This window comes from Streptomyces sp. NPDC033180 (genome assembly GCF_055577645.1).
Genome location: NZ_JBVIPU010000001.1, coordinates 273767 through 297776 on the forward strand (window position 1 = coordinate 273767; position 24010 = coordinate 297776).

18 protein-coding genes are annotated in these 24010 nt (G+C 70.8%); 5 read left to right on the forward strand and 13 right to left on the reverse strand.

Going from position 1 to position 24010, the window contains the following annotated elements; genetic code table 11:
- The first annotated feature begins 74 nt into the window (after positions 1-74).
- Complete coding sequence (locus tag ACZ5WE_RS01315) at positions 75-1799, forward strand: bifunctional metallophosphatase/5'-nucleotidase (RefSeq protein WP_467689975.1); 1725 nt, start codon at positions 75-77, stop codon at positions 1797-1799.
- A gap of 318 nt (positions 1800-2117) precedes the next feature.
- Here the strand turns inward: ACZ5WE_RS01315 and ACZ5WE_RS01320 are convergent, their stop codons facing one another.
- The 5 genes from ACZ5WE_RS01320 to ACZ5WE_RS01340 form a co-directional block, all read right to left on the reverse strand.
- Positions 2118-3563: a lysine N(6)-hydroxylase/L-ornithine N(5)-oxygenase family protein gene (locus ACZ5WE_RS01320; protein ID WP_467689973.1), complete on the reverse strand. Its 1446-nt coding sequence runs from the start codon at positions 3561-3563 to the stop codon at positions 2118-2120.
- Positions 3560-4951 (reverse strand): pyridoxal phosphate-dependent decarboxylase family protein, encoded by a 1392-nt coding sequence (locus ACZ5WE_RS01325; RefSeq protein WP_467689971.1) that lies wholly within the window; start codon positions 4949-4951, stop codon positions 3560-3562. The genes ACZ5WE_RS01320 and ACZ5WE_RS01325 overlap by 4 nt, the downstream gene beginning before the upstream one ends.
- 430 nt (positions 4952-5381) lie before the next feature.
- The gene (gene pepN, locus ACZ5WE_RS01330) at positions 5382-7910 is read right to left on the reverse strand and encodes an aminopeptidase N (protein ID WP_467689970.1); all 2529 of its coding nucleotides are present in this window, start codon (positions 7908-7910) and stop codon (positions 5382-5384) included.
- Positions 7911-7958: 48 nt separating this feature from the next.
- Entirely contained in the window at positions 7959-8294 is a 336-nt protein-coding gene (locus tag ACZ5WE_RS01335) for a chorismate mutase (RefSeq protein WP_351162242.1), read from the reverse strand.
- A gap of 11 nt (positions 8295-8305) precedes the next feature.
- Positions 8306-9214 (reverse strand): helix-turn-helix domain-containing protein, encoded by a 909-nt coding sequence (locus ACZ5WE_RS01340; protein WP_467689967.1) that lies wholly within the window; start codon positions 9212-9214, stop codon positions 8306-8308.
- A gap of 128 nt (positions 9215-9342) precedes the next feature.
- On the opposite strand from ACZ5WE_RS01340, the gene ACZ5WE_RS01345 reads away from it, so the two are divergent.
- Positions 9343-11115 carry a glycoside hydrolase family 35 protein gene (locus tag ACZ5WE_RS01345; protein WP_467689965.1) on the forward strand — a complete coding sequence of 591 codons (1773 nt, stop codon included), beginning with the start codon at positions 9343-9345 and terminating at the stop codon, positions 11113-11115.
- A gap of 110 nt (positions 11116-11225) precedes the next feature.
- Here the strand turns inward: ACZ5WE_RS01345 and ACZ5WE_RS01350 are convergent, their stop codons facing one another.
- Entirely contained in the window at positions 11226-14306 is a 3081-nt protein-coding gene (locus ACZ5WE_RS01350; protein WP_467689963.1) for an endo-alpha-N-acetylgalactosaminidase family protein, read from the reverse strand.
- Between the two features lie 411 nt (positions 14307-14717).
- Positions 14718-15515: a S1 family peptidase gene (locus ACZ5WE_RS01355; RefSeq protein ID WP_467689961.1), complete on the reverse strand. Its 798-nt coding sequence runs from the start codon at positions 15513-15515 to the stop codon at positions 14718-14720.
- 239 nt (positions 15516-15754) lie between these two features.
- Between ACZ5WE_RS01355 and ACZ5WE_RS01360 the strand changes: the two genes are divergently transcribed.
- On the forward strand, positions 15755-16669 hold the full coding sequence (locus ACZ5WE_RS01360; RefSeq protein ID WP_467689960.1) for a hypothetical protein: 915 nt from the start codon (positions 15755-15757) through the stop codon (positions 16667-16669).
- 31 nt (positions 16670-16700) lie between these two features.
- Here the strand turns inward: ACZ5WE_RS01360 and ACZ5WE_RS01365 are convergent, their stop codons facing one another.
- From ACZ5WE_RS01365 to ACZ5WE_RS01375, 3 genes are all read right to left on the reverse strand, one after another.
- Positions 16701-17558 carry a pentapeptide repeat-containing protein gene (locus ACZ5WE_RS01365; RefSeq protein WP_467689959.1) on the reverse strand — a complete coding sequence of 286 codons (858 nt, stop codon included), beginning with the start codon at positions 17556-17558 and terminating at the stop codon, positions 16701-16703.
- A 114-nt stretch (positions 17559-17672) separates the two neighbouring features.
- Positions 17673-19280, reverse strand: a complete 1608-nt coding sequence (locus ACZ5WE_RS01370; RefSeq protein ID WP_467689958.1) for a DEAD/DEAH box helicase — start codon at positions 19278-19280, stop codon at positions 17673-17675.
- A 94-nt stretch (positions 19281-19374) separates the two neighbouring features.
- A complete protein-coding gene (locus ACZ5WE_RS01375) occupies positions 19375-19578 on the reverse strand; it encodes a cold-shock protein (protein WP_037661310.1) in 204 nt (67 codons plus the stop codon).
- A gap of 383 nt (positions 19579-19961) precedes the next feature.
- On the opposite strand from ACZ5WE_RS01375, the gene ACZ5WE_RS01380 reads away from it, so the two are divergent.
- On the forward strand, positions 19962-20909 hold the full coding sequence (locus ACZ5WE_RS01380; RefSeq protein WP_467689957.1) for a tyrosine-protein phosphatase: 948 nt from the start codon (positions 19962-19964) through the stop codon (positions 20907-20909).
- Between the two features lie 28 nt (positions 20910-20937).
- Here the strand turns inward: ACZ5WE_RS01380 and ACZ5WE_RS01385 are convergent, their stop codons facing one another.
- Positions 20938-21663, reverse strand: coding sequence for a vWA domain-containing protein (locus tag ACZ5WE_RS01385; protein ID WP_467689955.1), 726 nt, complete (start codon positions 21661-21663; stop codon positions 20938-20940).
- A 47-nt stretch (positions 21664-21710) separates the two neighbouring features.
- On the opposite strand from ACZ5WE_RS01385, the gene ACZ5WE_RS01390 reads away from it, so the two are divergent.
- Positions 21711-22442, forward strand: a complete 732-nt coding sequence (locus tag ACZ5WE_RS01390; protein ID WP_467690364.1) for an SDR family NAD(P)-dependent oxidoreductase — start codon at positions 21711-21713, stop codon at positions 22440-22442.
- Between the two features lie 233 nt (positions 22443-22675).
- Here ACZ5WE_RS01390 and ACZ5WE_RS01395 read toward each other — a convergent pair whose 3' ends face one another.
- A complete protein-coding gene (locus tag ACZ5WE_RS01395; protein WP_467689954.1) occupies positions 22676-23776 on the reverse strand; it encodes a hypothetical protein in 1101 nt (366 codons plus the stop codon).
- Between the two features lie 13 nt (positions 23777-23789).
- Positions 23790-24008: a hypothetical protein gene (locus ACZ5WE_RS01400; protein WP_467689953.1), complete on the reverse strand. Its 219-nt coding sequence runs from the start codon at positions 24006-24008 to the stop codon at positions 23790-23792.
- Between the last annotated feature and the right edge of the window lie 2 nt (positions 24009-24010).

A 24010-nucleotide genomic window follows, 5' to 3' on the forward strand; every position in this document is an offset into this window, starting at 1 on the left:
GGTCGGGGTCAGAATCTACGCGCGTTATCTACGCGCGTTACGTCGGTCGACCTGAGGTCCAAGGGGAGTACGAAATGCCGCTGAACCGCCGGAAGTTCCTGGGCAAGTCCGCCGCCGCCACGGGTGTGGCGCTCGCGGGCGGTGTGGCCGCCGCGCCGTCCGCGTCGGCGCAGGCAGCCGGGAAGCCCGCCAAGCGGAAGAAGCGGTACTCGTTCACCGTCATGGGCACGACGGACCTGCACGGCAATGTCTTCAACTGGGACTACTTCACGGACAAGGAGTTCGACGACAAGGACCACAACGATGTGGGGCTTGCGAAGATCTCCACTCTCGTGAACGAGATCCGCGAGGAGAGAGGGCGCCGCAATACGCTCCTCATCGATGCGGGCGACACCATTCAGGGCACTCAACTCTCCTATTACTACGCCAAGATCGACCCGATCACGGCCAGGCGCGGACCGGTCCATCCGATGGCGCAGGCGATGAACAGCATCGGCTACGACGCGGCGGCGCTCGGAAACCACGAGTTCAATTACGGCATTCCCGTGCTGCGGAAGTTCGAGGAGCAGTGCGACTTCCCGCTGCTCGGCGCAAATGCCCTCGATGCGAAGACGCAGAAGCCCGCTTTCCCGCCGTACTTCGTGAAGCGCCTTCGCACCCCGCACGGCCGTGACGTGAAGGTGGCGGTCCTGGGTCTGACGAACCCCGGGATCGCGATCTGGGACAAGGCGAACGTCCAGGGCAAGATGACGTTCCCGGGTCTTGAGGAGCAGGCGGCGAAGTGGGTGCCGAAGCTGCGTTCCATGGGCGCGGACGTCGTGATCGTCTCGGCGCACTCCGGCTCCAGCGGCACGTCCTCGTACGGTGACCAGTTGCCGTACATCGAGAACGCGGCGGGTCTGGTGGCCGAGCAGGTGCCCGGCATCGACGCGGTCCTGGTCGGGCACGCGCACACGGAGATCGCCGAGTACTTCGTTCAGAACAAGGAGACCGGCAAGAAGGTCGTCCTGTCCGAGCCGCTGAAGTGGGGTCAGCGCCTGACGCTCTTCGACTTCGACCTGGTGTGGTCCAAGGGCCGCTGGACGGTGGAGAAGGTCGGCGCGCAGGTCCTCAACTCCAACGCGGCGGCGGAGGACAGGAAGATCACGCGGCTGCTGGCCGACGAGCACAAGAAGGTCGTCGCGTACGTCAACCAGGTCATCGGCACGTCGACGCAGGCGATGAGCACGGCCGAAGGCCCGTACAAGGATGTCGCGATCATCGATCTGATCAGCCATGTGCAGGCTCAGACGGTCAAGGAGGCGCTGAAGGGCGGCCAAGACGCGGCGGGGCTCTATCCGTTCGAGAACACCCTTGAGGCGCGGCTCGTCACGGGTGCGCAGCTCAAGGAGTACCTGGAGTTCTCGGCGCGCTACTACGTGCAGACGGCGGCCGGCGCCCCGGTGGATCCGGCGAAGCTGACGAACGCGGACAATATTCCGGACTACAACTACGACGCGCTGTACGGCGTGACGTACGAGATCGACATCGCCAAGCCGGCGGGTTCCCGGATCGTGAAGCTGAGCTTCGAGGGCAAGGACATCGATCCGAAGGCCGAGTTCGTGCTCGCGGTGAACAACTACCGGGCGAGCGGCGGCGGGAACTTCCCGCACGTGGCGGGCGCCAAGCAGCTGTGGGCGAATTCGGACGAGATCCGGAACACGATCATTCAGTGGGTGCAGGCGAAGGGGACGGTCGACCCGGGCCAGTTCGCGTCGGTGGACTGGAAGCTGACCCGGGACGGCACGCCCGTCTTCTAGGCGTTCAGGGGCTGAGCCGCGCCTGAGGGAATACTCAAGGGCGCCGCGGCGCTCGGCGGCGGACAATCCCGCCCATGGACGAAGAGCTCATCACGGCGCTCGCCCCGGTCCTCCGAGCAGACGGCCCGCCTCGCGGACCAGGCACAGGACTGGGCTGTGGAGGCACTCTGCTCGGCGGGGGGACCGGCCGTGTGGCCCGAGTGCCCCACCCACCCCGACAGCCATCCGCTGGAGGCCGGGGTGGAGCGGGGCGTGGCGGTGTGGTCGTGCCCTCGGACGCGGAAGGCCGCCGGGGTGTCGGCGAGCTGGCCGGGCCGGTCAGTTCTTGAGGCGTACGAGGTTGCTGCCGCGCTGCTCGCCGATCAGGCCCGTGGCGCGGCGAGCCGGGGTCTCCTGGAGGCCGAAGCTGGTGAAGGCGGTGCGCTGCGGGAGCGGGTAAGGAGGTGTGTCCGTGAGGGAGTTGAGGATGGTGGCGCTGCGCCAGGCGGCGAGGCCGAGGTCGGGGGCGCCGACGCCGTGGGTGTGGCGTTCGGCGTTCTGTACGTAGATGTGGCTGCCGGTGCCGGTGATGGAGGGGTCGAGGATCAGGCGGTATTCCTCGTCGATGCGGGGGCGTTCCGAGGAGTCCCGGCGCATGTAGGGGTCGAGGCCGGCGAGGAGCTGGTCGAGGGGGCGCTCGCGGTAGCCGGTGGCGAGGACGACGGCGTCCGTGGTGAGGCGGGAGCGGGTGCCCTGCTGGAGGTGTTCCAGGTGGAGTTCCACGCGGGTGGTGGCGACGCGGCCCGCGGTGCGTACGCAGACGCCGGGGGTGAGGACGGCGTCGGGCCAGCCGCCGTGGAGGGTGCGCTGGTAGAGCTCGTCGTGGATGGCGGCGATGGTGTCGGCGTCGATGCCTTTGTGGAGCTGCCACTGGTGGGGGACGAGGCCGTCGCGCACGGATTCGGGCAGGGAGTGGAAGTAGCGGGTGTAGTCGGGGGTGAAGTGTTCCAGGCCGAGCTTGGAGTACTCCATGGGTGCGAAGGCCTCGGTGCGGGCGAGCCAGTGGATCTTCTCGGCGCCCACCGGGCGGTGCTTGAGCAGGTCGAGGAAGACCTCGGCGCCGGACTGGCCCGAGCCGATGACGGTGATGTGGTCGGCGGCCAGCAGCCGGTCGCGGTGCAGGAGGTAGTCCGCGGAGTGGATCACGGGGACGGCGGGGGCGTCCGCGAGGGGCTTCAGGGGGTCGGGGATGTGGGGCGCGGTGCCGACGCCCACGGCGATGTTCTTCGTGTAGGTCCGGCCGAGCGCCTCGGCCTCCCCCTCGGCGTCGAGCTGCGTGAAGTCGACTTCGAAGAGGTCCCGTTCGGGGTTCCAGCGCACCGCGTCGACCTGGTGGCCGAAGTGCAGGGCGGGCAGGTTCTCGCTGACCCAGCGGCAGTACGCGTCGTATTCGGCGCGCTGGATGTGGAACCGCTCGGCGAAGTAGAAGGGGAAGAGCCGCTCTCGGGTCTTGAGGTAGTTGAGGAAGGACCAGGGGCTCGCCGGGTCGGCGAGGGTCACCAGGTCGGCGAGGAAGGGCACTTGGAGGCTCGCGCCGTCGATGAGGAGCCCGGGGTGCCAGTGGAAGCCGGGCCGCTGTTCGTAGAAGGCGGCGTCGAGGCCGGTCAGGGGTTGGGCGAGGGCGGCGAGGGAGAGGTTGGAGGGGCCGATGCCGATGCCGACCAGGTCCCGGGGGTCCTCGGGGGTGGTGAGCGGCGGGGCGGGCTTGTCGTTCTGGCCGGTCATCGGGGGGTGGTTCCTTCCACGAGCTTCAGGAGCTCGGCGAGGTCGCCGGGCCGGGTGTGCGGGTTGAGCAGGGTGGCCTTGAGCCAGCGGCGTCCGTCGATCGTGGCGCGGCCGAGCACGGCACGGCCTTGGCCGAGCAGTTCCCGCCTGACGTAGGCGATGTGGTCGTCGTCGGCGTCGACGGGGCGGAACAGGACGGTGCTGATGACGGGCCGGTCGTACAGCTCGAAGCCGGGGTGCGCGGCGACGAGTGCGGCGAACTCCTCTGCTTGGTCGCAGACTTGGTCGACGAGCGCGCCGATGCCCTCGTGCCCGAGGGCCTTGAGGGTGACGGCGATCTTGAGTGCGTCGGGCCTGCGTGTGGTGCGCAGGGAGCGGCCGAGGAGGTCGGGGAGGCCCGCTTCGGTGTCGTCGCCCGCGTTGAGGTAGTCGGCGTGGTGGCCGAGCGCGGTGAGGTCGCGGCCGTCACGGACCAGGAGGAGGCCGGCGGCGACGGGCTGCCAGCCGAGCTTGTGCAGGTCGAACGTGATGCTGTCGGCGCGCTCCATGCCGCGCAGCAGCTCTCTTCGTGCGTCGCTGAAGAGCAGCGGACCGCCGTACGCGGCGTCGAGGTGCAGGCGGGCGCCGTGGTCCGCGCAGAGGTCGGCGATCTGGTCGAGGGGGTCGATGAGTCCGGCGTCGGTGGTGCCGGCGGTGGCGGCGACGAGGAATGTGCCGGGTGGGCCGTTGAGTTCGGACAGGGCCTCGTCGAGCGCGGCCGGGTCGAGGACGCCTGCGGGCGCGGGGATGGTGACCGGTTCCGGCATGCCGAGCAGCCAGGCGGCGCGGCCGAGCGAGTGGTGGGCGTTCTCGCCGACGACGATCTGGACTGGGCCGTGCGCGGCGGTGCGCTCGCGGGCCAGGAGCAGGGCGAGCTGGTTGGACTCCGTGCCGCCGGTGGTGACGAGGGCATCTCCGTTGCCGGCGCCGTAGGCCTCCGCGGCGACGGCGCGCGTGACCAGGGTTTCGATCTCCGACGCGGCGGGGGCCTGGTCCCAGGAGTCCATCGAGGGGTTGAGCGCGGACGCTGCCAGGTCGGCGGCGACGGCCAGGGCGAGGGGCGGGCAGTGCAGGTGGGCGGCGCAGAGGGCGTCGGCGGGGTCGGCCGCGCCTTCCGCCAGTGCGTGGACCAGCGTGCGCAGGGCCGCTTCGGCGCCTTCGCCCCGGGCGGGCAGGACCTCGCCGGTGGCCTCGCGCACCCGGGCGGCGACCGCGGTGGGGCCGCCGGCGGGGAGTGGCCCTCCTCGGGCGGTCGTTCCGGTGCGCAGGGCGTCCAGGGTGGCGGCGAGCAAGGGCCGCAGCCCATCGGGGCCTTGGGCTCCTCCGGCGAGGGGCGGCGGAGTGCTCATGGGCGACGTCCTTCGGGTGCGCGCGGGCGGGGACATCCAGCCTGTCCGCCGAGCGGACGGCACGCCCGGAGAGCTCAACGATCCGAACCCGAAAGTGGTACTGCCGTGGGGAGAGGGCGCGGGGTGCGGCGGGGCCTGCTAGGCGCGGGCGCGGGCGCTGGCCGCGGGCTGGGCGGAATTCGGCTGCGGGCCCGCCGTGGCTGCGGGGCGCCCCCCGCCGCGGAAATCCTGCGGGTCCGTTGTGGTTGCTCGCGCCGTTCCCCGCGCCCCCTTCGGGGCGCCCCCCGCCGCGGAAATCCTGCGGGTCCGTTGTGGTTGCTCGCGCCGTTCCCCACGCCCCCTACGGGGCGCCCCCCGCCGCGGGATCCCTGCGGGTCCGTTGTCGTTGCTCGCGCCGTTCCCCGCGCCCCCTACGGGGCCGTTGATTCAGCTAGGCCCCCCTCGCCTCCCGTACCCGCAACGCCCGTGCCAGGTCGTCCAGTTGGTCGGTCAGTTTGCGGCGCAGGGCGGGGATGGGGGCGGCGTCGCGCAGGCATTCCTCGCCCAGGCGGAGCGTCTCGGTGTCCACCGAGGAGGCCGGGAAGGCCCACCGTCCGGCGACGTCGGCGATGGCGGGGCCGCGCCGGGCCGCGACGGCGACCGCGTCCTCGTAGTAACGGGGGATGTACTCCCGTACGAGATCGGCCTGTTCGGGCTGCCAGAAGCCCTGGGCGGTGGCGGTCAGGAGGTAGTTGGAGAGGTCGTCGGAGGCGAACATCGCCTCCCACGCGCGGCGCTTGGCCTCCGGGTCGGGCAGCGCGGCACGGCAGCGGGCCGCGCCCTCCTGCCCGGCGGCGCTCGGGTCGCGCTCCAGCTCGGCGGAGATCGCGGACTCGTCGGCGGCGCCGAGGACGGCGAGGCGGATCAGGACGCGCCAGCGCAGCTCGGGGTCGAGCTCGGGGCCGCCGGGGACCGTGCCCTCGGTGAGCCACTCCTGGAGCGGGTCGGGGCGCGTCGCCACGTCGATGAGGCCGCGTACGGCGGTGAGCCGCAGACCTGCGTGGGAGCCGTCCTCCGTGCGCCGGATCAGGTCGCGGCACAGCTCGGTGAGGGTGGTGAGGGCGACGGTCCGCAGCGCCGGGGGCAGGAAGCGGTCCGCGATATAGGTGGTGGCGAAGGCGAGGACGCCCTGGACGAGGGCGAGGTCGGTCTCGTCGGGCAGATGCGCGCGGGCCGTCTCCAGGTAGGTCATGCTGTCGAGTTCGCCGTCGCGGACCATGTCGCGCAGGCTGTTCCACAGGACGGCGCGGGTGAGCGCGTCGGGGACGCGGGAGAGGCTGCGCAGGGCCGTCTCCATGGAGTCCTCGTCGAGGCGGATCTTGGCGTACGTGAGGTCCTGGTCGTTCGGGACGATCAGGGCGGGGCGGCCGCCGTCGCGCGGCGGCTCAGCGGCCCCGGAGCGGGGGACGTCCCTCTCGTACCGCTCGCGCAGGACCAGGCCCTGGGTGTCGGTGAGGTCGCGGTCGTACACCCCGACGGCGACGCGGTGGGGGCGGCTGCCGTCGCGGTCGACTTCGAGCGTCCACTCGCGGGCGTCGTGCGTGACCGTCGAGGTGAGCGTGTCGACGCCGGTGGTGCGCAGCCAGGCGTCGGCCCATCCGTGTACGTCGCGGTCGGTGGCGTGGGCGAGGGATTCGATGAAGTCGGCGAGGGTGGCGTTGGCGAACCTGTGCCGGGCGATGTGGGTGTTGATGCCGGCGAGGAAGTCCTTCTCGCCGAGCCAGGCGACGAGTTGGCGCAGGGCGGATGCGCCCTTGGCGTACGAGATGCCGTCGAAGTTGAGCATCGCGGACGCGGTGTCGGGCACGGCCTCGGGGTCGGGGGCGACGGGGTGGGTGGAGGGGCGCTGGTCGGCGTCGTATCCCCAGGCCTTGCGGGCGACGCCGAAGTCCGTCCAGGTGTCGGTGAAGCGGGTGGCCTCGGCGGTGGTCTGGAAGCCCATGTACTCGGCGAAGGATTCGTTCAGCCAGATGTCGTCCCACCACCGCAGCGTGACGAGGTCGCCGAACCACATGTGGGCCATCTCGTGGGCGATGACCATGGCGCGGGTCTGCCGCTCGGTCTCGGTGACGGCGGAGCGGTAGACGAACTCGTCGCGGAAGGTGACGAGGCCGGGGTTCTCCATCGCGCCGGCGTTGAACTCCGGGACGAACGCCTGGTCGTAGGAGTCGAAGGGGTAGGGCTCGTCGAACTTCTCGTGGTACCGGTCGTAGCACGCGCGCGTGACGTCGAGGATCTCGTCGGCGTCGGCGTCCAGGAAGGGGGCCAGCGAGCGGCGGCAGTGGATGCCGAAGGGAAGGCCGCGGTGTTCGGTGCGGACCGAGTGCCAGGGTCCCGCGGCGACGGCGACGAGGTACGTGGAGATCGGCGGGGTGGCGGCGGCCCGCCATGTGCCGCCGCCGACGGGCTCGGTGACGCCGTTCGCGAGGACCGTCCAGCCCTCGGGGGCGGTGACGGTCAGCTCGAACACGGACTTCAGGTCGGGCTGGTCGAAGGCGGCGAAGACGCGCTGCACGTCCTCCATGAACAGCTGTGTGTACGTGTACGTCTCGCCGTCCGTGGGGTCGGTGAAGCGGTGCATGCCCTCGCCGGTGTGCGAGTAGCGCATGGCCGCGTCGACGCGCAGTTCGTGCTCGCCCGCGGTGAGCCCGGTGAGCGCGAGCCGGTTCTCGACGAGGCCCGCCGGGTCGAGCGGCTGCCCGTCGAGGGTGACGGAGCGCAGCTCGGCGGGCTTGAGCTCGACGAAGGTGTCGACCGTGGCCGCGAGAGCGTCCGCGGGCTGACCGAGCACCGTGAACCGGATGTCGGTACGGGAGTCGAAGGTCTCGGCTCCGCGGGTCAGGTCGAGCTCGACCCTGTACCGCTGGACGTCGATGAGCCGGGCTCGGGTCTGCGCTTCGTCGCGCGTCAGTACGGGCATGCGTCCATGCTGCCTGATGTCACTGACAAGCGGTCCCGCTGCGCCCCGTCACGACGACTTGGCGATCGTCTCGTGGTGGCGGATGACCTCCGCGATGATGAAGTTCAGGAGCTTCTCGGCGAACGCCGGGTCCAGCTTCGCGCTCTCGGCGAGCTCGCGCAGCCTGGCGATCTGACGGGCCTCGCGGTCCGGGTCGGCGGGCGGGAGGTGGTGGTTGGCCTTGAGATGGCCGACCTGCTGGGTGCACTTGAAGCGCTCGGCGAGCATGTGGACGACGGCGGCGTCGATGTTGTCGATGCTGTCGCGCAGGCGGGACAGCTCGGCGCGCACGGCCTCGTCCGCGGCCCCGGCTCCGTTCGCGTCACTTGTGTGGCTGGTGGTCATGGTCCACGAGCCTACGTTGCTGTTCCTTCGCCGCCGACGGCGGAAGACCGCAGGATCGGCGGGTGGTCCGGGTCGGGGATCTGCTGCGACCAGCCGCCGGGGACCGTGCGTCCCTGCTGCTCACGGAAGCGGACGGGTGCCATGCCCACGCGGCGCGTGAAAAGACGCGAGAAGTACGCGGGGTCGTCGTAGCCGACGCGGCGCGCGATGGCGGCGACCGGGAGCTCCGTGGCGGCGAGCAGCTCCTTGGCGCGGCCGAGGCGGATGCCGAGGAGGTAGTCCTTGGGGCTGCAGCCCGCGCCCCTGCGCACCGCCGTGCGCAGTTCCGCGGGTGTCATGCCGTGCCGTGCCGCGTGCTCGGCGACGGACAGTGGCTGGAAGGCGTCGCGGGCCAGTGCCTGGAGGACAGGGTCGCCGTCGGGGGCGATGTCGGCGCGGGCCCTGCGCAGCGCGACGAGGAGTTCGTGGACGGCGGCGCCCGTCTCGACTTCCAGGAGCGGGTTGCCGCGGCGTGCGGCGCGCGCGATGCGCCCGACGGCGGCCCGTGCCCCGGTGGCGTCGGAGAGCGGCACGACGGGCCGGGTGGGTTCTATGTAGCCGAGTTCGGTGTACGTCGTCGTGGCGGGCCCGGTGAAGTCGACGAAGCACTCGTCCCAGCCGGTCTCCGGGTCGGGCCCGTAGTGGTGGCGCACGCCGGGGGTGAGCCAGATCAGGGCGGGCGCCGTCACCCTCGTACGCGGGCCGTCGGGTCCCTGGAACCAGCCGCCGCCCGCGCTCACGACGACGGCGACGTGGTGGTCGAGGGTGCGTGGGCCCACGGTCGGCAGGAGGCCGTGCTGCAGGCCCACCCCGAGGCAGGCGAGGCCGAGGCGGTGGTGGGCCGGGCTCGGCGTGAAATACCGCATCCACGTGTGGTACATCCGCTGGTGCCCCTTCCCTTCGGGCCGCGGCCCGCTCGCTGCGTCCAACCCACCTAGATCTTTGTCCATGGACCCTGCCGCCCGCCAGAGGTGATCGTGGTGAAGCGTCATGTGAGCGAGAGGACACGATGAACGGCTTCAGGGTGGGCGAGGACGATTTCGAACTGGACGGGCGGCCCGTACGGCTGCTCTCCGGTGCGCTGCACTACTTCCGGGTGCACGAGGCGCAGTGGGGCCACCGCCTCGCGATGTTGCGCGCGATGGGGCTCAACTGTGTGGAGACGTACGTCCCGTGGAACCTGCACGAGCCGCGCCCCGGGGAGTTCAGCGACGTCGGGGCGCTCGGCCGTTTCCTGGACGCCGCCCGGGACGCGGGCCTGTGGGCGATCGTCCGGCCCGGTCCGTACATCTGCGCCGAGTGGGAGAACGGCGGCCTTCCGCACTGGCTGACGGGCGCGGTGGGTCCGCGCGCGCGGACCCGCGACGAGGAGTATCTGGGGCACGTGGACCGGTGGTTCGGCCGTGTTCTGGCGGAGGTCGTCCCGCGCCAGCACGACCGGGGCGGCGCCGTGATCATGGTGCAGGTGGAGAACGAGTACGGCAGCTACGGCTCGGACCAGGTCTACCTCCGTCATCTCGCCGAGCTGCTGCGCGCCGAGGGCGTGAGCGTGCCGCTGTTCACGTCCGACGGGCCCGAGGACCACATGCTGACCGGCGGGTCCGTCCCCGGTGTGCTGGCGACCGTCAACTTCGGCTCGCAGGCCCGCGCGGGTTTCGGGACGCTGCGGGGGCACCGCCCCAAGGGGCCGTTGATGTGCATGGAGTTCTGGTGCGGCTGGTTCGACCACTGGGGCGCGGAGCATGTGACGCGGGATGCCGCCGACGCGGCGGACGCGTTGCGCGAGATCCTGGAGTGCGGGGCCTCGGTGAACCTCTACATGGCGCACGGCGGCACGAACTTCGGCGGGTGGGCGGGGGCGAACCGGGGTGGCGGGGCCCTGCATGACGGCGTCCTGGAGCCGGACGTCACCTCGTACGACTATGACGCGCCGATCGACGAGTTCGGGCGCCCCACGGAGAAGTTCTGGCGCTTTCGTGAGGTGCTCGCCCCGTACGCGCGGGGCCCGCTCCCGGAGCCGCCCGCGCCGCTGCCCTCGCTCGGCGAGCGCGCTGCGGTCGGTCTCACGCAGTGGTCCCCGCTGTCCGCCGTCATGGAGTCGCTCGGCGGTCCCGTGGCGGAGTACGCCGTACCGCCCACCTTCGAAGAGCTCGACGTCGACCGCGGCCTGGTCCAGTACACGCTGACGGTGCCGGGTCCGCGGCAGCCGTACCCGCTGAGGGTTCGCGGGCTGCGGGATCTGGCCGTGGTGTACGTGGACGGGGTGCGGGCCGGTGTCCTGACCGAGGAGGAACCGGCTCTCGCCGAGCCCGTCGCGGGGCACACGCGCGTGGAGCTGTGGGTGGAGTCCCTGGGGAGGGTCAACTACGGGCCGCGGACCGGCGAGGCGAAGGGCATCACGGGCGGGGTGCTGCATGAGCGGCAGTACCTGCATGGGGTGGGGGCCAGGGGGCTGCGCCTGGCCGCGTTCGACGTGCCGTCGGCGGTGCGGGGAGTTCCGGCGGCCCGAGAGACACCTTCGGGCCGTGGCGGCCTGTACCGCGGCACGGTCGAGGTGGCGGCCCCCGGTGACGCGTCCCTCGAACTGCCGTCCTGGACAAGGGGGTTCGCTTGGGTGAACGGCTTCAATGTGGGCCGCTACTGGTCGGTGGGCCCGCAGACCTCGCTGTACGTTCCCGGGCCGGTGCTGCGGGAGGGCGCGAACGAGGTGTGGGTGCTGGAGCTGGAGGGGGCGGCGGGAGCCGGGGAGCTCTCCCTGTCCCCGGTCCCGCGAACGCTGTAGAGAGTGTGGGAAGCCGGTAGCCGAAGGTGTGAGGAAGCCGGGGAGCCGGAGCCGAGGGTGTGAGGAGGCCGGGGAGCCGCGAGCGGCCTCCCCGGCTTCCTCTGGTCGCCTCAGACCTCTCGCACCTCGAAGGCATCCAGCGCGAACTCGGCGGTTCCGTCGTCCCCGCTCTTGCGCAGCCCGACCCACGCCTCGCCCTTGGCGGGGGCCGTGAACTCGTAGGTCAGGTCCGTGGGTTCGGTCGCGACGGGCAGCTCCTTGCGGTCGATCTCACGGGCCGCGGGCTCGTCCACGGCGGTGATCCACGCGTACTGCCCCGCCTTCTCGTTCTCGTACCGGAAGGTGACGCGGTAGCGCTTGCCCGCCTCGAAGCGGGCGGTGTGCGGGACGGTGCGGTAGACGAGCCCGGCGTTCTCGCCGCGGGACTTGAGGGACTGTGAGCCGTCGATGACGTCGTCGATGGCCTTGCCGTTCCAGCCGCGCTGCGTGTATGGGGCGTGCCGTTGCGCGATGTGGGTGCGCGGGTCGGTGACATCTCCCGCGTCACCCTTCACGAACGGCCCCCAGCCCTGCGGCACATGCTCGAAGTCCTCGGAGACGAGCCTGCCCTCTTCAGGGGCGCTGTCCCGGGTGGTCGACACGATGCGTACGTTGTCGAAGCGCACGCGCGCGTGGCCCGCTTCGGCCCGTAGCGTCAGCTCGGCCGGACCGCCGCCCGCGGGGACGGTGAAGGGCACGAAGATCCGCTGGAAGCGGGTGCCGTGCTTGCGGTCGGCCGCCACGTAGTTGCCCGCCGTGGAGGTCCGCGTCCAGTTGGCTGCGGTGACGCCGTCGGCGGTGCGCACCTCCAGGGTGGCCTTGCGCTCGTCGCCGGCCTTCTCCCCGACCTCGACCTGGACGGAGGCGACGTACGCTCCTGCCTTCAGGCGGCGCAACCGCTGGCCGACGGCGGCCTTGCCGCCCGACCCGATGACGAGTTCGTGGTCGCCGAGCTTGCTGAGCTCAACGGAGGTGGGCCCGGAGGCCTTCCACCCGCGCAGGGACCCGGAGTTGAATCCGGGGTCGTGCAGTGGGCTGGCCTGCCCCCAGCCGGGGTCGGGCAGCGCGGCGGCACGCCGACGGTAGAGGACGTAGGGCTGCTTGGCCTTGGCGTCGATGGTCACCTTGCCGCCGCGCACCGGAACGTCGGCGACGAGGACCCGTCCTTGGTCGGTGAGCCGGTACAACGCCACCTTGGAGAGCCCGGACCAGCCGCGCGGCAGCGCCCACGTCCCTTTTCCGCCCTCCGGGTTGTAGTGATAGAGCTTGGCGGGGTCAGTGGCCTTACGGGGCTCCCACGGAAGCAGATAGCTCCCCTTGTCGTAGACGACTCGGCCATCGGTGACGATGCGACGGCTGCCGCCGGCGTCGGAGACCGTGGTTTCAGTCCCCCCGAAGAAAGTGATCTCGTGCTCGCCCCAGGATTTGATGGGGTAGGCCTGGAGATACTTGGCGGGCAGCGAGTCGGTCCAGATCAGATCGTAGAAGTACGCCCAGTCGGTCTTTCCGACCCATCCTTCGAAATTGCCCATGCGGGCGATACCGAGCAGCGTGGGCCACTTGTCGGCGAACACGTCCTTCTGATGGTTCCGGATGAAGCGGATCAGCCGGGAGTTGATACCCCGGGACGTATCAGGGCCGTAATCCGGTTCCGTCGCCCAGTGCGACCAGACGGACGAGCGCTCGAAGCCGTGCCCCCACTCGCTGGTGACGATCCAGCCCTGCTCGCGCAGGGCGCGCTGCAGCCGGTCGGAGGTCCACCCGGACTCACGGAACACGTCGATGTAGAGAGCGTTGAGCGCGCCGTCGGCCTCGTCCCGCAGATCGGCGAACCGCTTGACGATGTCACCCGACACCAGGTCACGCCGCTGATCGATGCGGTAGCTCTGATCGAGCCAGTCCCACTGCTCATTGGCCTTGTCGACGAGCTTCTCGGAGAACGCGTTCGCGACGGGATAGGACTCCGTCGCGTTCACATGCACACTGAAGTCGCTGTTCCACTTCTTGCCTTCCCTGACCAGGGTGTTGAGGTCGTCAAGGCCTCCCGCGCGCGTGTTGTGGTTGCCCGCGTAGTCGGGATGTGCGGAGTCGTGCCCCTCGGACTGATAGCCCTTGAGCAGCGTGTACTGCCGCAGTCCGTCCGTGGCCAGGTGGATCCGCTTGACGTTGTCGAGCGTCGCCAGGAACGGATTGGTCGCCTGCGACGCGAAGTTGAACGGGATGTGCGGGACGACGCGCAGATGCTGCTCGTCCGCGCCGAGCGGCTTCACCATGATGTCGCGGAACGCGATGGCGGCGTCCTGCCAGTCGACCTTGCCGTCGCCGTTGCGGTCGCCGGTGATGACGACGGTGGCGTACGGGAGAGGCTCGGTGTCGGCGACGGCGGCGGTGGCCGCGCGGTAGGTCCACTCCCCCGGGGTCAGCCGAGCCTCGACGTGCCCATCCCTCCTGACGGTCTCCCGCCACAACCGGCCGTTGTCCCAGGTGGTCCCGGCCTCGGTGGTGGGCTTGTCGTAGACGGTGTTGGTCTCGACGGCGCCGCCCAGCGTGTCGTGCGCGACGACGGCGTAGGCGCATCCGATGGCCGCTTCCGCGGCGGTGTCCGGGGCCGGCTTGACCTCGGTGTCGCCGCTCTTGGCCTTGTCGAGCTGGACCTTGGCGGCGAGGAGGGTGGCTCCGGGCTGATCGCTGCGTACGGCGAGGAGGGCGAGGCCGGGGATGCGGAGCGTGCCGACGCGCAGGGCGTCGGAATCGTCGATCTCGCTTACCCGCCACCGGACTTGGCGCCCTTCGACGGCGATCTCGACGGTGAGGGTGGTCTTGCCGCCGCCGAGCCCGAGCACGTACTCGATCCGATGACCCCCGCGCCTCTTGGTGGTCACCGTCGGGGTGTGCGTGACGTCGTCCACCAGAAGCGTGGTGACGGCCTCCGGTTGTGCGTGCAGGACCGCTTCGGAGGCACGGTCCGTGTACGAGACGATGCGGGGGAAGTCGGTGGCGACCCGCACTTCGAGCTCGGCCGAGCGGAGGACGGCTTCGCCCGGCGCGGCGGTCGCGACGCCCCCGAGGCCGACGGCGGCGCCGACCCCGGCGAGCGCGCCCGTGGCGACTACGGCTCTGCGGCTTGGGCCGGACGTGTCTGACGGCTGCATGGCACCCCTCCGTGGGACGGATCTCGGTGCGGTCACCCTGCGCCGGGAGGGGCGTGCGGGCCCATGGACAAAGGGGAGCCAGGACTTGGACTAACGAGACCCCGCATCCACCCCTGGACGAACAAGCCTTTCCCACCCACCCAACCGATTGCCCCGCAGCACCATCGATCAGCCACCGATCGGCCGCAGTCGGCGACGCTCGCGAGGGGACGTGCCGGTATGTCTGCCCGGAGCACGGCTCGCGGCACTCCGGAGCCGCAGCAGCCCAACGGCCACCGGACGATAGCGAGGACGGACATACCGGCGCGGCCCCGCACCCCAGGACGGACCAGCTCCGCAGCTGTCAGCCGCCCGCACAGCAAGAACGCGGGGCCCGACCAGCACTGGTCAGACCCCGCGTCCAGCGGAACCTCAGAGTTCCGATGCCGCCTTCTCTATGTCACCGGCGAACGTCGACACCTCGGTGTAGACCCCGGGGAACTTGGGCTGCGCGCAGCCGTTGCCCCAGCTGACGATGCCCACCTGGATGTACTCACCGGCCTCGTCCTTGCGGAACATGGGGCCGCCGGAGTCACCCTGGCAGGTGTCCACGCCGCCCTCCGCCAGCTTCCCGGCGCAGAGCTCCTCGCCGGGCGTGAGGTCGCCGCCGTACGCGGCCTCGCAGTCCGCGTCGCTCACGAAGGGCACCTTCGCCTTGAGGAGATAACGCTGCTGCGCGCCACCCTCCTTGTCGGCACCCCAGCCGGCGATGTCGAACTCGCCCTCGTTGAACTTGGTGTCCTTGGCGATCTTCAGCGTGGGCTGGTCGATCGGCTTCGCCAGCTTGATGAGCGCCCAGTCCTTGCCCTTGCCGTTGTAGCCCGGCGCCTGCAGGACCTTCGTGGACTTCACCTTGATCGCGTCCGGGCTCTCCAGGTCCACGACACCACCGGTGGCGGTGATGCTCGTGTTGTCGCCCGAGCCGTCCACACAGTGGGCGGCGGTCAGCACGATGTCCTTGGCGTACAGCGAACCGCCACAGCCCATGGACAGACGGACCATGAACGGGAATTCACCCTGCTCGGCGGGGGTGCCGCCGACCACGCGCTCACCCGGGGTGGGGCCGGGGTGCGGGGCCGCGGACGCGGCGACGGGCTGGAGACTGACGGCGGCGAGGGCGATGGCGCCGAGGGTGGCGGCTCTCTTGACTCCACGCAGCTTGGTGTTCAACGGGCTTCCCTTCGTGGGGGGTTCGTGGGGGGTTGCACGCGACGGCGGACCGCTCCCCTCCCCACGACGAACGCGAGAATGGCATGAGCCCGCCAAAGCGTTGGGTCGGATTATGGAGATCGGTGTCCGCATAGAGCAAGGGGCGGTTTTCGGCCAACACCTGCCGTGTGGCCCGGTTCTGCCGACGGAGGCCGCCTTACAGTGGAGTCGGGTCAGGAACGTCTTCAGGGGGTGCCGGCATGGCGGACGGCGGGCCGGTGGTGCACGGCTACCCCCACCTGGAGACGGTGCGCTCGGCGATCACCGCGCTGTACAAACGCCTGTCGTACGACGGCGTCCACACCTTCGACACCAGCATCGCCCCCGCCGACGTCGCGTTCTGCGACCAGGACGACCTGCATCTGGGCGTGCAGCGCGTGGCCCGCGAGATGGTCCGCCACCTCCGCCTCCCGGACGCCCGCATGATCGTCAGCTTCCGCGAGATGGAACACGCGGCGAACGTCGAACTCGCCGCGGGGCCCGAGTACTTCATCGAACTCAACGACCGGTTCCGTACGCACCGCAGGGACATCGGCGCGGCGCTGGCCCACGAGGTCATGCACGTGTATCTGCACCGGCTTGATCTGGCGTTCCCCGGGACCCGCGACAACGAGATCCTCACGGACACCGCGACCACGTATCTGGGTGCGGGGTGGCTCCTCCTGGACGCCTACCGCGAGGACGGCGCCTCGTCGCAGAAGCTCGGGTATCTCACGCCGGAGGAGTTCGGGTACGTGCTGGCCAAGCGGGCCATCGCCTTCGGTGAGGCACCCGAGACGTGGTTCACCAGCGCGCAGGCGTACACCGCCTACACGAAGGGGCTCGCGCAGGCCCGCCGCGACGAGCAGCAGCCTCCCCTGACCGCAGCGGGGTGGGCGGGCCGGCGGCGGTACGCGAAGGACCGGCGGCACGCGCTCGGCTCCGGTGGAGCGGGGGCGGGTGGGGGCGCGTCCCCCCGCGGGGCGTACTCCTTCTCCCGTGACGCGGGCGGGGCCGAGCCGCTGCGGGTCTCGTTCCCCTGCCCTACCTGTCAGCAGCGGATCCGGCTGCCCGCTCGGGGGCGGATGCGGGCGCGGTGCACGTTGTGCCGGACGGTGCTGGAGTGCGACACGTGACGGTGGGCGGACGGGGCAACCAGCGGCCCGGCTAGCCCCAGTGCGCCGGGCGCGTCAGGGCCGGTGGCAGTTTCGTCCCGTCGTCGCCCTTCGCCGCGTTCACCTGCGACTGCGTCAGGAAGATGCTGCCGGTGAGGTCCGCGCCCCGCAGGTCCGCGTCCCGGAAGTCCGCGCCGATCAGGTCGGCTTGGCGCAGGTCCGCGCCGCGGAGGTCGGCGGCGATGAGGTAGGCGCCGCGGAGGGTGACGCCTCGGAGGTCGGCGCCGCGCAGGCGTGCGCCGAAGAGGTCGGCTCCCCGGCGGTCCTTCTTCTTCCGGCGGATGTCCGCGCGCACGAGGTCGCTGGTGCGCAGGAGGAGGACGTTGATGTCCTCACGGTGTGCGGCCACGTCCGTCTCGGCCACGGCGGCGGGGGCGCCCTGGGCGAGGTGCTCGGTCTTGTCCAGCGCGCGCCGGAGCTCCGCTTGGATCGGCTGGGTCCGGGGCAGGGCGAGGGCCTCGGTCAAGTACCAGAGCAGTTCGTGCAGTTGGCGCATCACCGGGAAGACGTCGAACATCTGGCGGGCGGTGTCGGGGTCCTGGCGCCAGTCGACGCCGCCGTACGTGGAGCGCGAGACCCTCTGACCGGCGCCGAAGCAGTCGTAGACCGTGCAGCCGGCGAAGCCCTTCTGGCGCAGCTTCTGGTGGATGCCGCAGCGGAAGTCCTGCTGGAGGTTGGTGCAGGGGGTGCCGGCGGCCTTGTCGACGGGGAAGTCCGAGGACTTGGAGAAGGTGAGGGCGACGCAGCAGAGCCCGAAGCAACTGCCGCAGTCCGCACGCAGATCCTGCCGGTCGTCGCCCTCCACGACGGGCAGGAGCTGACGCTGGGGCCGCATCTCGTTCTCGGTCATCAGATCCTCCCCTGCGGGGCGATCGGGCGGGTGGGCGGGAAGGCTTGTTCGGTCAGGGTCGGGTACGGGGCGCTTGCCCCGGCAGGGGGTACAAGCCCCCGCCGGGGCCACGCACTACGCCGCCCTGCGCCCCGCGCCCCCGCTGGGGCGACCGTTGCCACGCCTCGCGCGGCCACCGCCGGTGCCGGTGCTGCCGCCCCCGGAGGGCCTGCCGCCCTGCGACTGGGACCGGGGCTGACCCTGGCCGCCGCCCTGGGACTGCGACTGGCCCTGGGGGCGCGAACGCCGCTGGCCGCCACCCTGCCCGGCAGGGCGCCGCCGTCCCCGCTGCGGCGAAGCCTGCTGCTGCTGCGGGACCTCGATCACCACCGGCACCCCGGACGGCTCGCGCGCGCCGGTGATGCGGGACAGCTCATCGTCCGTGGACTTCACTCGCGCCGTCTTCGGGTTGATCTCCGCGTCGGACATCAGACGCGTCATCTCCCGCTTCTCGTCGGGCAGAACGAGCGTGACGACACTGCCGGACTCACCGGCACGCGCCGTGCGCCCACCGCGGTGGAGGTAGTCCTTGTGGTCGGTGGGCGGGTCGACGTTCACCACGAGGTCGAGGTCGTCGACGTGGATGCCGCGTGCCGCGACGTTGGTGGCGACAAGCGCGGTGACCTGCCCGGTCTTGAACTGGTCCAGGGTCCGGTTGCGCTGCGGCTGCGAACGGCCGCCGTGCAGACCGGAGGCGCGCACACCGTTGGCGAGCAGCCGCTTGGTGAAGCGGTCCACGGCGCGCTTGGTGTCCAGGAACATGATCACCCGGCCCTCACGGGCGGCGATGCGCAGGGCGACGGCCTTCTTGTCGGTCTCGTCCTGCACGTACAGGACGTGGTGTTCCATCGTCGTGACGGCGCCCGCGGACGGGTCGACCGAGTGCACCACCGGGTCGGTGAGGAACATCCGGACCAGGCGGTCGATGTTCTTGTCGAGCGTGGCGGAGAAGAGCATCGTCTGGCCGCCCTGCTCGACCTGCTTCAGGAGCGCGGTGACCTGCGGCATGAAGCCCATGTCGGCCATCTGGTCGGCCTCGTCGAGGACCGTCGTGCGCACCTGCGAGAGGTCCGCGTCGCCGCGCTCGATCAGGTCCTTGAGGCGGCCGGGCGTGGCCACCATGATCTCGGCGCCGCGGCGGAGCGTACCCGCCTGCTTGGTGATGGACAGGCCGCCGACGACCGTCGACATACGGAGGTTCACGGAGGTCGCGTACGGCGTCAGCGCGTCCGTCACCTGCTGCGCGAGCTCACGCGTCGGGACCAGGACCAGGGCGAGGGGAGAGCGCGGCTCGGCGCGGCGGCCCGCGGTGCGGGCCAGGAGCGCGAGGCCGAAGGCGAGGGTCTTGCCGGAACCGGTGCGGCCACGGCCGAGGATGTCGCGGCCGGCGAGTGAGTTGGGAAGCGTGGCGGCCTGGATCGGGAAGGGCTCGGTCACGCCCTGCGCGGCCAGCGTCTTCAGGAGCGCCTCGGGCATGTCCAGGTCGGCGAACGCCTCGACCGCGGGCAGCGCGGGCGTGATGCTCTCGGGCAGCGCGAATTCGCCGCCGACGGGCCTCGGCTTGGCGCGGCCCGGCTTCTTCGCGGCGCCCTTCGCCTGGCCGCCGCCGGCCACCGGGGCCTTTCCGCGTGCGTTCGTGGAGCGCCTGCGGGCAGGACGCGCAGGGCGTTCGGAGCGATTCATACGGAAATGCCTTCCTGGACCTGGTGACAGCACAAGCCGGGACCCGCACCTTTCCGGTGCGGGCCCCGGCTAAGAGGTTCGCGTGCTACGACGATCAGGCGGGAACGATGTTCTCGGCCTGCAGGCCCTTCTGGCCCTGCGTGACGTCGAAGGAAACCTTCTGGCCCTCGAGGAGCTCACGGAAGCCCGAGGACGCGATGTTCGAGTAGTGGGCGAAGACGTCGGGGCCGCCGCCGTCCTGCTCGATGAAGCCGAAGCCCTTTTCCGAGTTAAACCACTTAACGGTGCCAGTTGCCATGTCAATCTCCTCAACAGGGGCAGAGTAAGGAAAACCACGGAATTGTGGATTCCAAGCGCTGCAATGACCCCCATCCCGGAGAGACCGGAAAAAAACAATAATGCGCCCTCGGAGCATTCCCGTCAGGCGCACATAAAGTTCATGGGTACCAAAACTGCGACGCATAAGCCTAACACGGACGAGGGGCCCGCCCGCTTAGGGGCTGCCATGAGGCCCCCGGAGCAGCACCCACGGCATCCCACGGCACCCACAGCACCCACGGGCGGCGAGATACCTGCCGCGCGCACCTTCCTCATGTCAGGGCACCCCGCTACCTTCAACCAAACAATCGCTTGGTTGAGCGACGAGTGGCCATGGCGACCGCTACCGAGGAAGGCGGCCCAATGCGCATCACCCGAACCCGTACGGCAGTCGGAGTCGCGGTCTCCGCCCTCGCCCTGGGCACCCTGCCCGCCTGGGCGGCCCACGCCGAACCCACCGCACCCGAGCGCGGCACGGCCCGGCACGCCCCGCACCACCCCCGCCCCGCGTCCGACGGCGTACGCCAGATACCCCTCCAAGGCGCCGTCAACGTAAGGGACCTGGGCGGCTACCGCACCTACGACGGCGAGCGCGTGCGCTACGGCCAGGTCTTCCGCGCCGACGCCCTCGCGAAGCTCACCGACGCCGACGTCGCGACCCTCTCCGGGCTCCGCCTGAAGAAGGTCGTCGACTTCCGGGTGCCCGCCGAGGTCCAGTACGACGGGCCCGACCGGCTGCCCGCCGGGCTCGCCCCGACGTCCCGCCCCATCAGCGACAACGGCCTCTTCACGACGCTGATGACCGTGATCGGCTCCCGGGACCCGGTCAAGCAGGAGGAGATGCTGGGCAACGGCAAGGCGGACGCCTTCATGCGCGACGTCTACCGCACCTTCGTCACCGACGGACCGAACCGCGCGCAGTTCGCGGCGACCCTGCGCGATGTCGCGCAGGGCGGCAAGGCGTCACCGCTGCTCTACCACTGCACGGCCGGCAAGGACCGTACCGGCTGGACCAGCTATCTGCTGCTGCGCGCCGTCGGCGTCCCCGAGCACACCGCCGTACGCGACTTCCTGGCGTCCAACACCTACCGGGCCGCGTACGACGCGAAGGTGCGCGAGGGCTTGAGGCAGAGCGGCCTGATGCAGAACCCGGATCTGCTGATCCCGCTCCAGGAGGTCCGCACCGGCTATCTGGAGGCGGCGCTGACCGAGGTGGAGAAGCGGTACGGAAGCCTCAGCGGCTATCTGAGGAAGGGACTCGGGCTTGATACGCGGACGACTCTCGCGCTGCGGGAGCGGATGGTCGACTGAGGCGCTCGGCGTGCGCGGGCCGCGGGGGTCAGGCGGCCACGATCCCCTGTGCCCGCGCCGCCGCGAGCCAGGTCGGGAACTCCCCCACCAGTTGGTCGTACAGACGGTCGTCCGGGACGGTCCGGGGGTCGTGGCCCGCGTGGAAGAAGCCCGCGTTGTCGACGGCGCGCTTGGCGGGGACGGCGAGCTCGTCGAGCTTGCGGAGGTAGTCGAACTGCTTGCTCTTCGCGTCGCCGAAGCCGATGAACTGCCAGAACAGCGGCAGCTTCGACGCCTTGCACAGGTACCGCTCGGCGGCGAGCTTGTTGATGGGACCGCCGTCGGTCTGGAAGACGACCAGGGCGGGCGCCGTGGAACCGCTGTCCACGTAGTGGTCGATCACCGCGTCCATCGCCAGGTGGTAGCTGGTCTTGCCCATGTGGCCGAGCCCAGCGACGATCTCGTCGATCCGCCCGTGGTGGCGGTCGAGGGCGATCTCCGTGACGGCGTCCACGTCCGTGGAGAAGAAGACCGTGGGCACGGTGCCGTCGTCGTCGAAGTGCGCGGACAGACCAAGGACGCGGTCGGCCAGGGCCTGGACGGTGCCGTCCGTGTAGTACGGCTTCATGGAGCCGGAGTAGTCGACGACGAGGTAGACCGCGGCGCGTTGGCCGTCCAGGCCGTGCTTGCGCAGGCTGACCCCCGCGGTCTTGTAGAGGCTCACGAGGGCGGGCGCCGCCTCTTCCACCTTGCTCAGGCTGATCGCCGGTCCCATGTGCGGCCCCATTCTCCTGACCCCTGTCCCTTCTTGGCGGTGACGTGATCTCTTACGGGCTTGAGGGCAAGACAGTACTGATCACCGGTGCGGGCCGGGGGCAGGGGGCCGCCGAGGCACGGCTCTTCGCGGAGGCGGGGGCGCGGGTGGTGGTGACGGATGTCCGGCGGGAGGAGGGGCGGGAGGTCGCCAAGTCCCTCGGTGAGCAGGGCCTCTTCGTACGTCATGACGTCACGGACGCGGAGAGCTGGGCGTCGGCCGTGGCGGCCGGGGTGGAGGCCTTCGGCCGCCTGGACGCGCTCGTGAACAACGCCGCGCTGTGGCGGACGGCGTCCGTGGAGAAGGAGACGTACGAGAACTTCGAGACCCTGGTCCGGGTCAATCTCCTCGGCCCGTTCCTGGGCATCCAGGCGGTTCTGCCCGCGCTGCGGGAGGCCGGGGGCGGCTCGATCGTGAACGTTTCGTCGACGGCGGGTCTGGTGGGGATTCGGGGGCACGCGGCGTACGGCTCGACGAAGTTCGGGTTGCGGGGGCTGACGCGGTCCTCGGCGCTGGACCTCGCGGAGTACGGGGTGCGGGTCAACTCCGTTCACCCGGGGGCGATCGACACCCCGATGATCTCCTCGGCCTCCGCCGGCCGTGACTGGTCCCATCTGCCGCTGGGCCGGATGGGCCGCCCCGAGGAGGTCGGGGAGCTGGTCCTCTTCCTCGCGTCGGAGGCGTCGTCGTACATCACGGGGGCCGAGTTCGCGGTGGACGGGGGGTCGACGACGGGGTAGGTGCGGTCCCTGCGGGGCCTTCCCCAACCCCACCCCTGACCGAAACCGGGGCTCCGCCCCGGACCCCGCTCCTCGAACTCCCCCAGACTTCGTCCGGGGGACCCCCAGGGGCTGAACCACTCAGCCCGGCCGGCGTTCGAGGACGAACTCGGCGGAGCCGGTGACGACGCCCACCAAGGCTCTCGCGCCAGAGCGAGTTTTCGGGAAGGGGCGGGGTTGGGGAAAAGACCGTCCTACCCCACCTGCTCCTGAAACGCCGGCAGCGCGAAGATCCGCCGCTTCGCACCGTCGTCCATCAGCTCCACGAGCGGCAGGACCAGTTCCCAGAGGTCCCGCTTGCTGACTTCGCGGGCGAGCGCGTCCAGTTCCACATCCGTCAGAGCGGCCGCCTCATTCGCCACCACCTGCCGCCCTGCATCCGGCAGCAACTCCACCAACGGCAAGAACTCCGCCCAAAGCCCCGTCCCCACGACGGTCCGCACCACCCCACCCAGCACCCCCGCGTCCCGCAGCGAGGGAAGCACCGCGACCGCCCGCAGCTCCTCCTCGCCGAGAAGCGCGACCAGCGGCAGCAGGGACTCCCAGAGGTCCTGCTCGCTCACCGTCACGACCAGGGAGTCCAGCTGCTCCGGCGGGCGTGCCGCGGCCAGCGAGGCGATGCGGGACCGCTGCTCCCCCGTCACCATCCCGGCCACGGCAAGCGCCTGGGGCCACAGCCCCTCCCCCGGGGCCGAGGCGATGACCGACGCCAGGCGTTCCGCGCCCATCAGGTCGATGATCTGGCCCAGCCGTTCGGGCACGTCGATCATGAAGCCCGTCCGCAGGACAGCCGCGTCGTCCACCTGCGGCAGGATCCGGCTCAGGGAGGAGTCCCGGAGGTAGCCGACGAAGCGGCCCATCGTCAGGTGGTCGCCGCGCTCGGCCAGTGCCACCGCGATCCGCACCACCAGATCCTCGTCGAGCCGGTCGACGATGCCCTTGATCCTGCGCGGGTCGAGATGCCCGCACGACTCCGCGGTGAACGGCACCGGCAGCTTCTCGATGATGTCCGCGGCCCGCGTCGGTTCGAGGCGCCCCGCGACCGCGGCGGCGAGCCGCGGTCCGAGTGCCTTCTGCGAGATGGCGGCCGCCACCCCGGCCGGCACGAGCTTCGTCGCGGACGCGATCCGGTCCAGCATCTCGGGCGTACGGTCGAAGAGCGCCGCGACACAGCTCTCGCGGAAGCGGCGCACGTCCTCGACGGGGAGCTCCTGGAGGAAGGCGAGTCCGTCCGCGTCCACATCGAGGAGACGCGCGATCTTCAGGGTCTCCGCCCTGCTCCGCAGCTTGTCCATGGCCTGCCCCTCCCTAACGGAACAGAATTCGGCGTACGGGGCCCCTGGCCAGCGCGGGCACCAGTTTCAGTGCCTCCTCGGCGGCCTCGTTCAGGCCCGACGCGCGGCGCTCACGTTCCCGCTTCAGGGCGTCCGCCAGCAGAGCGGCCTGCTCGGGTGCCAACTGCTCGAAGGATTCCGGTGGTTCGTCCCGCAGCTCCTTGCTCAGCTGCTCCCGTGCTTCGGTGCTCATCG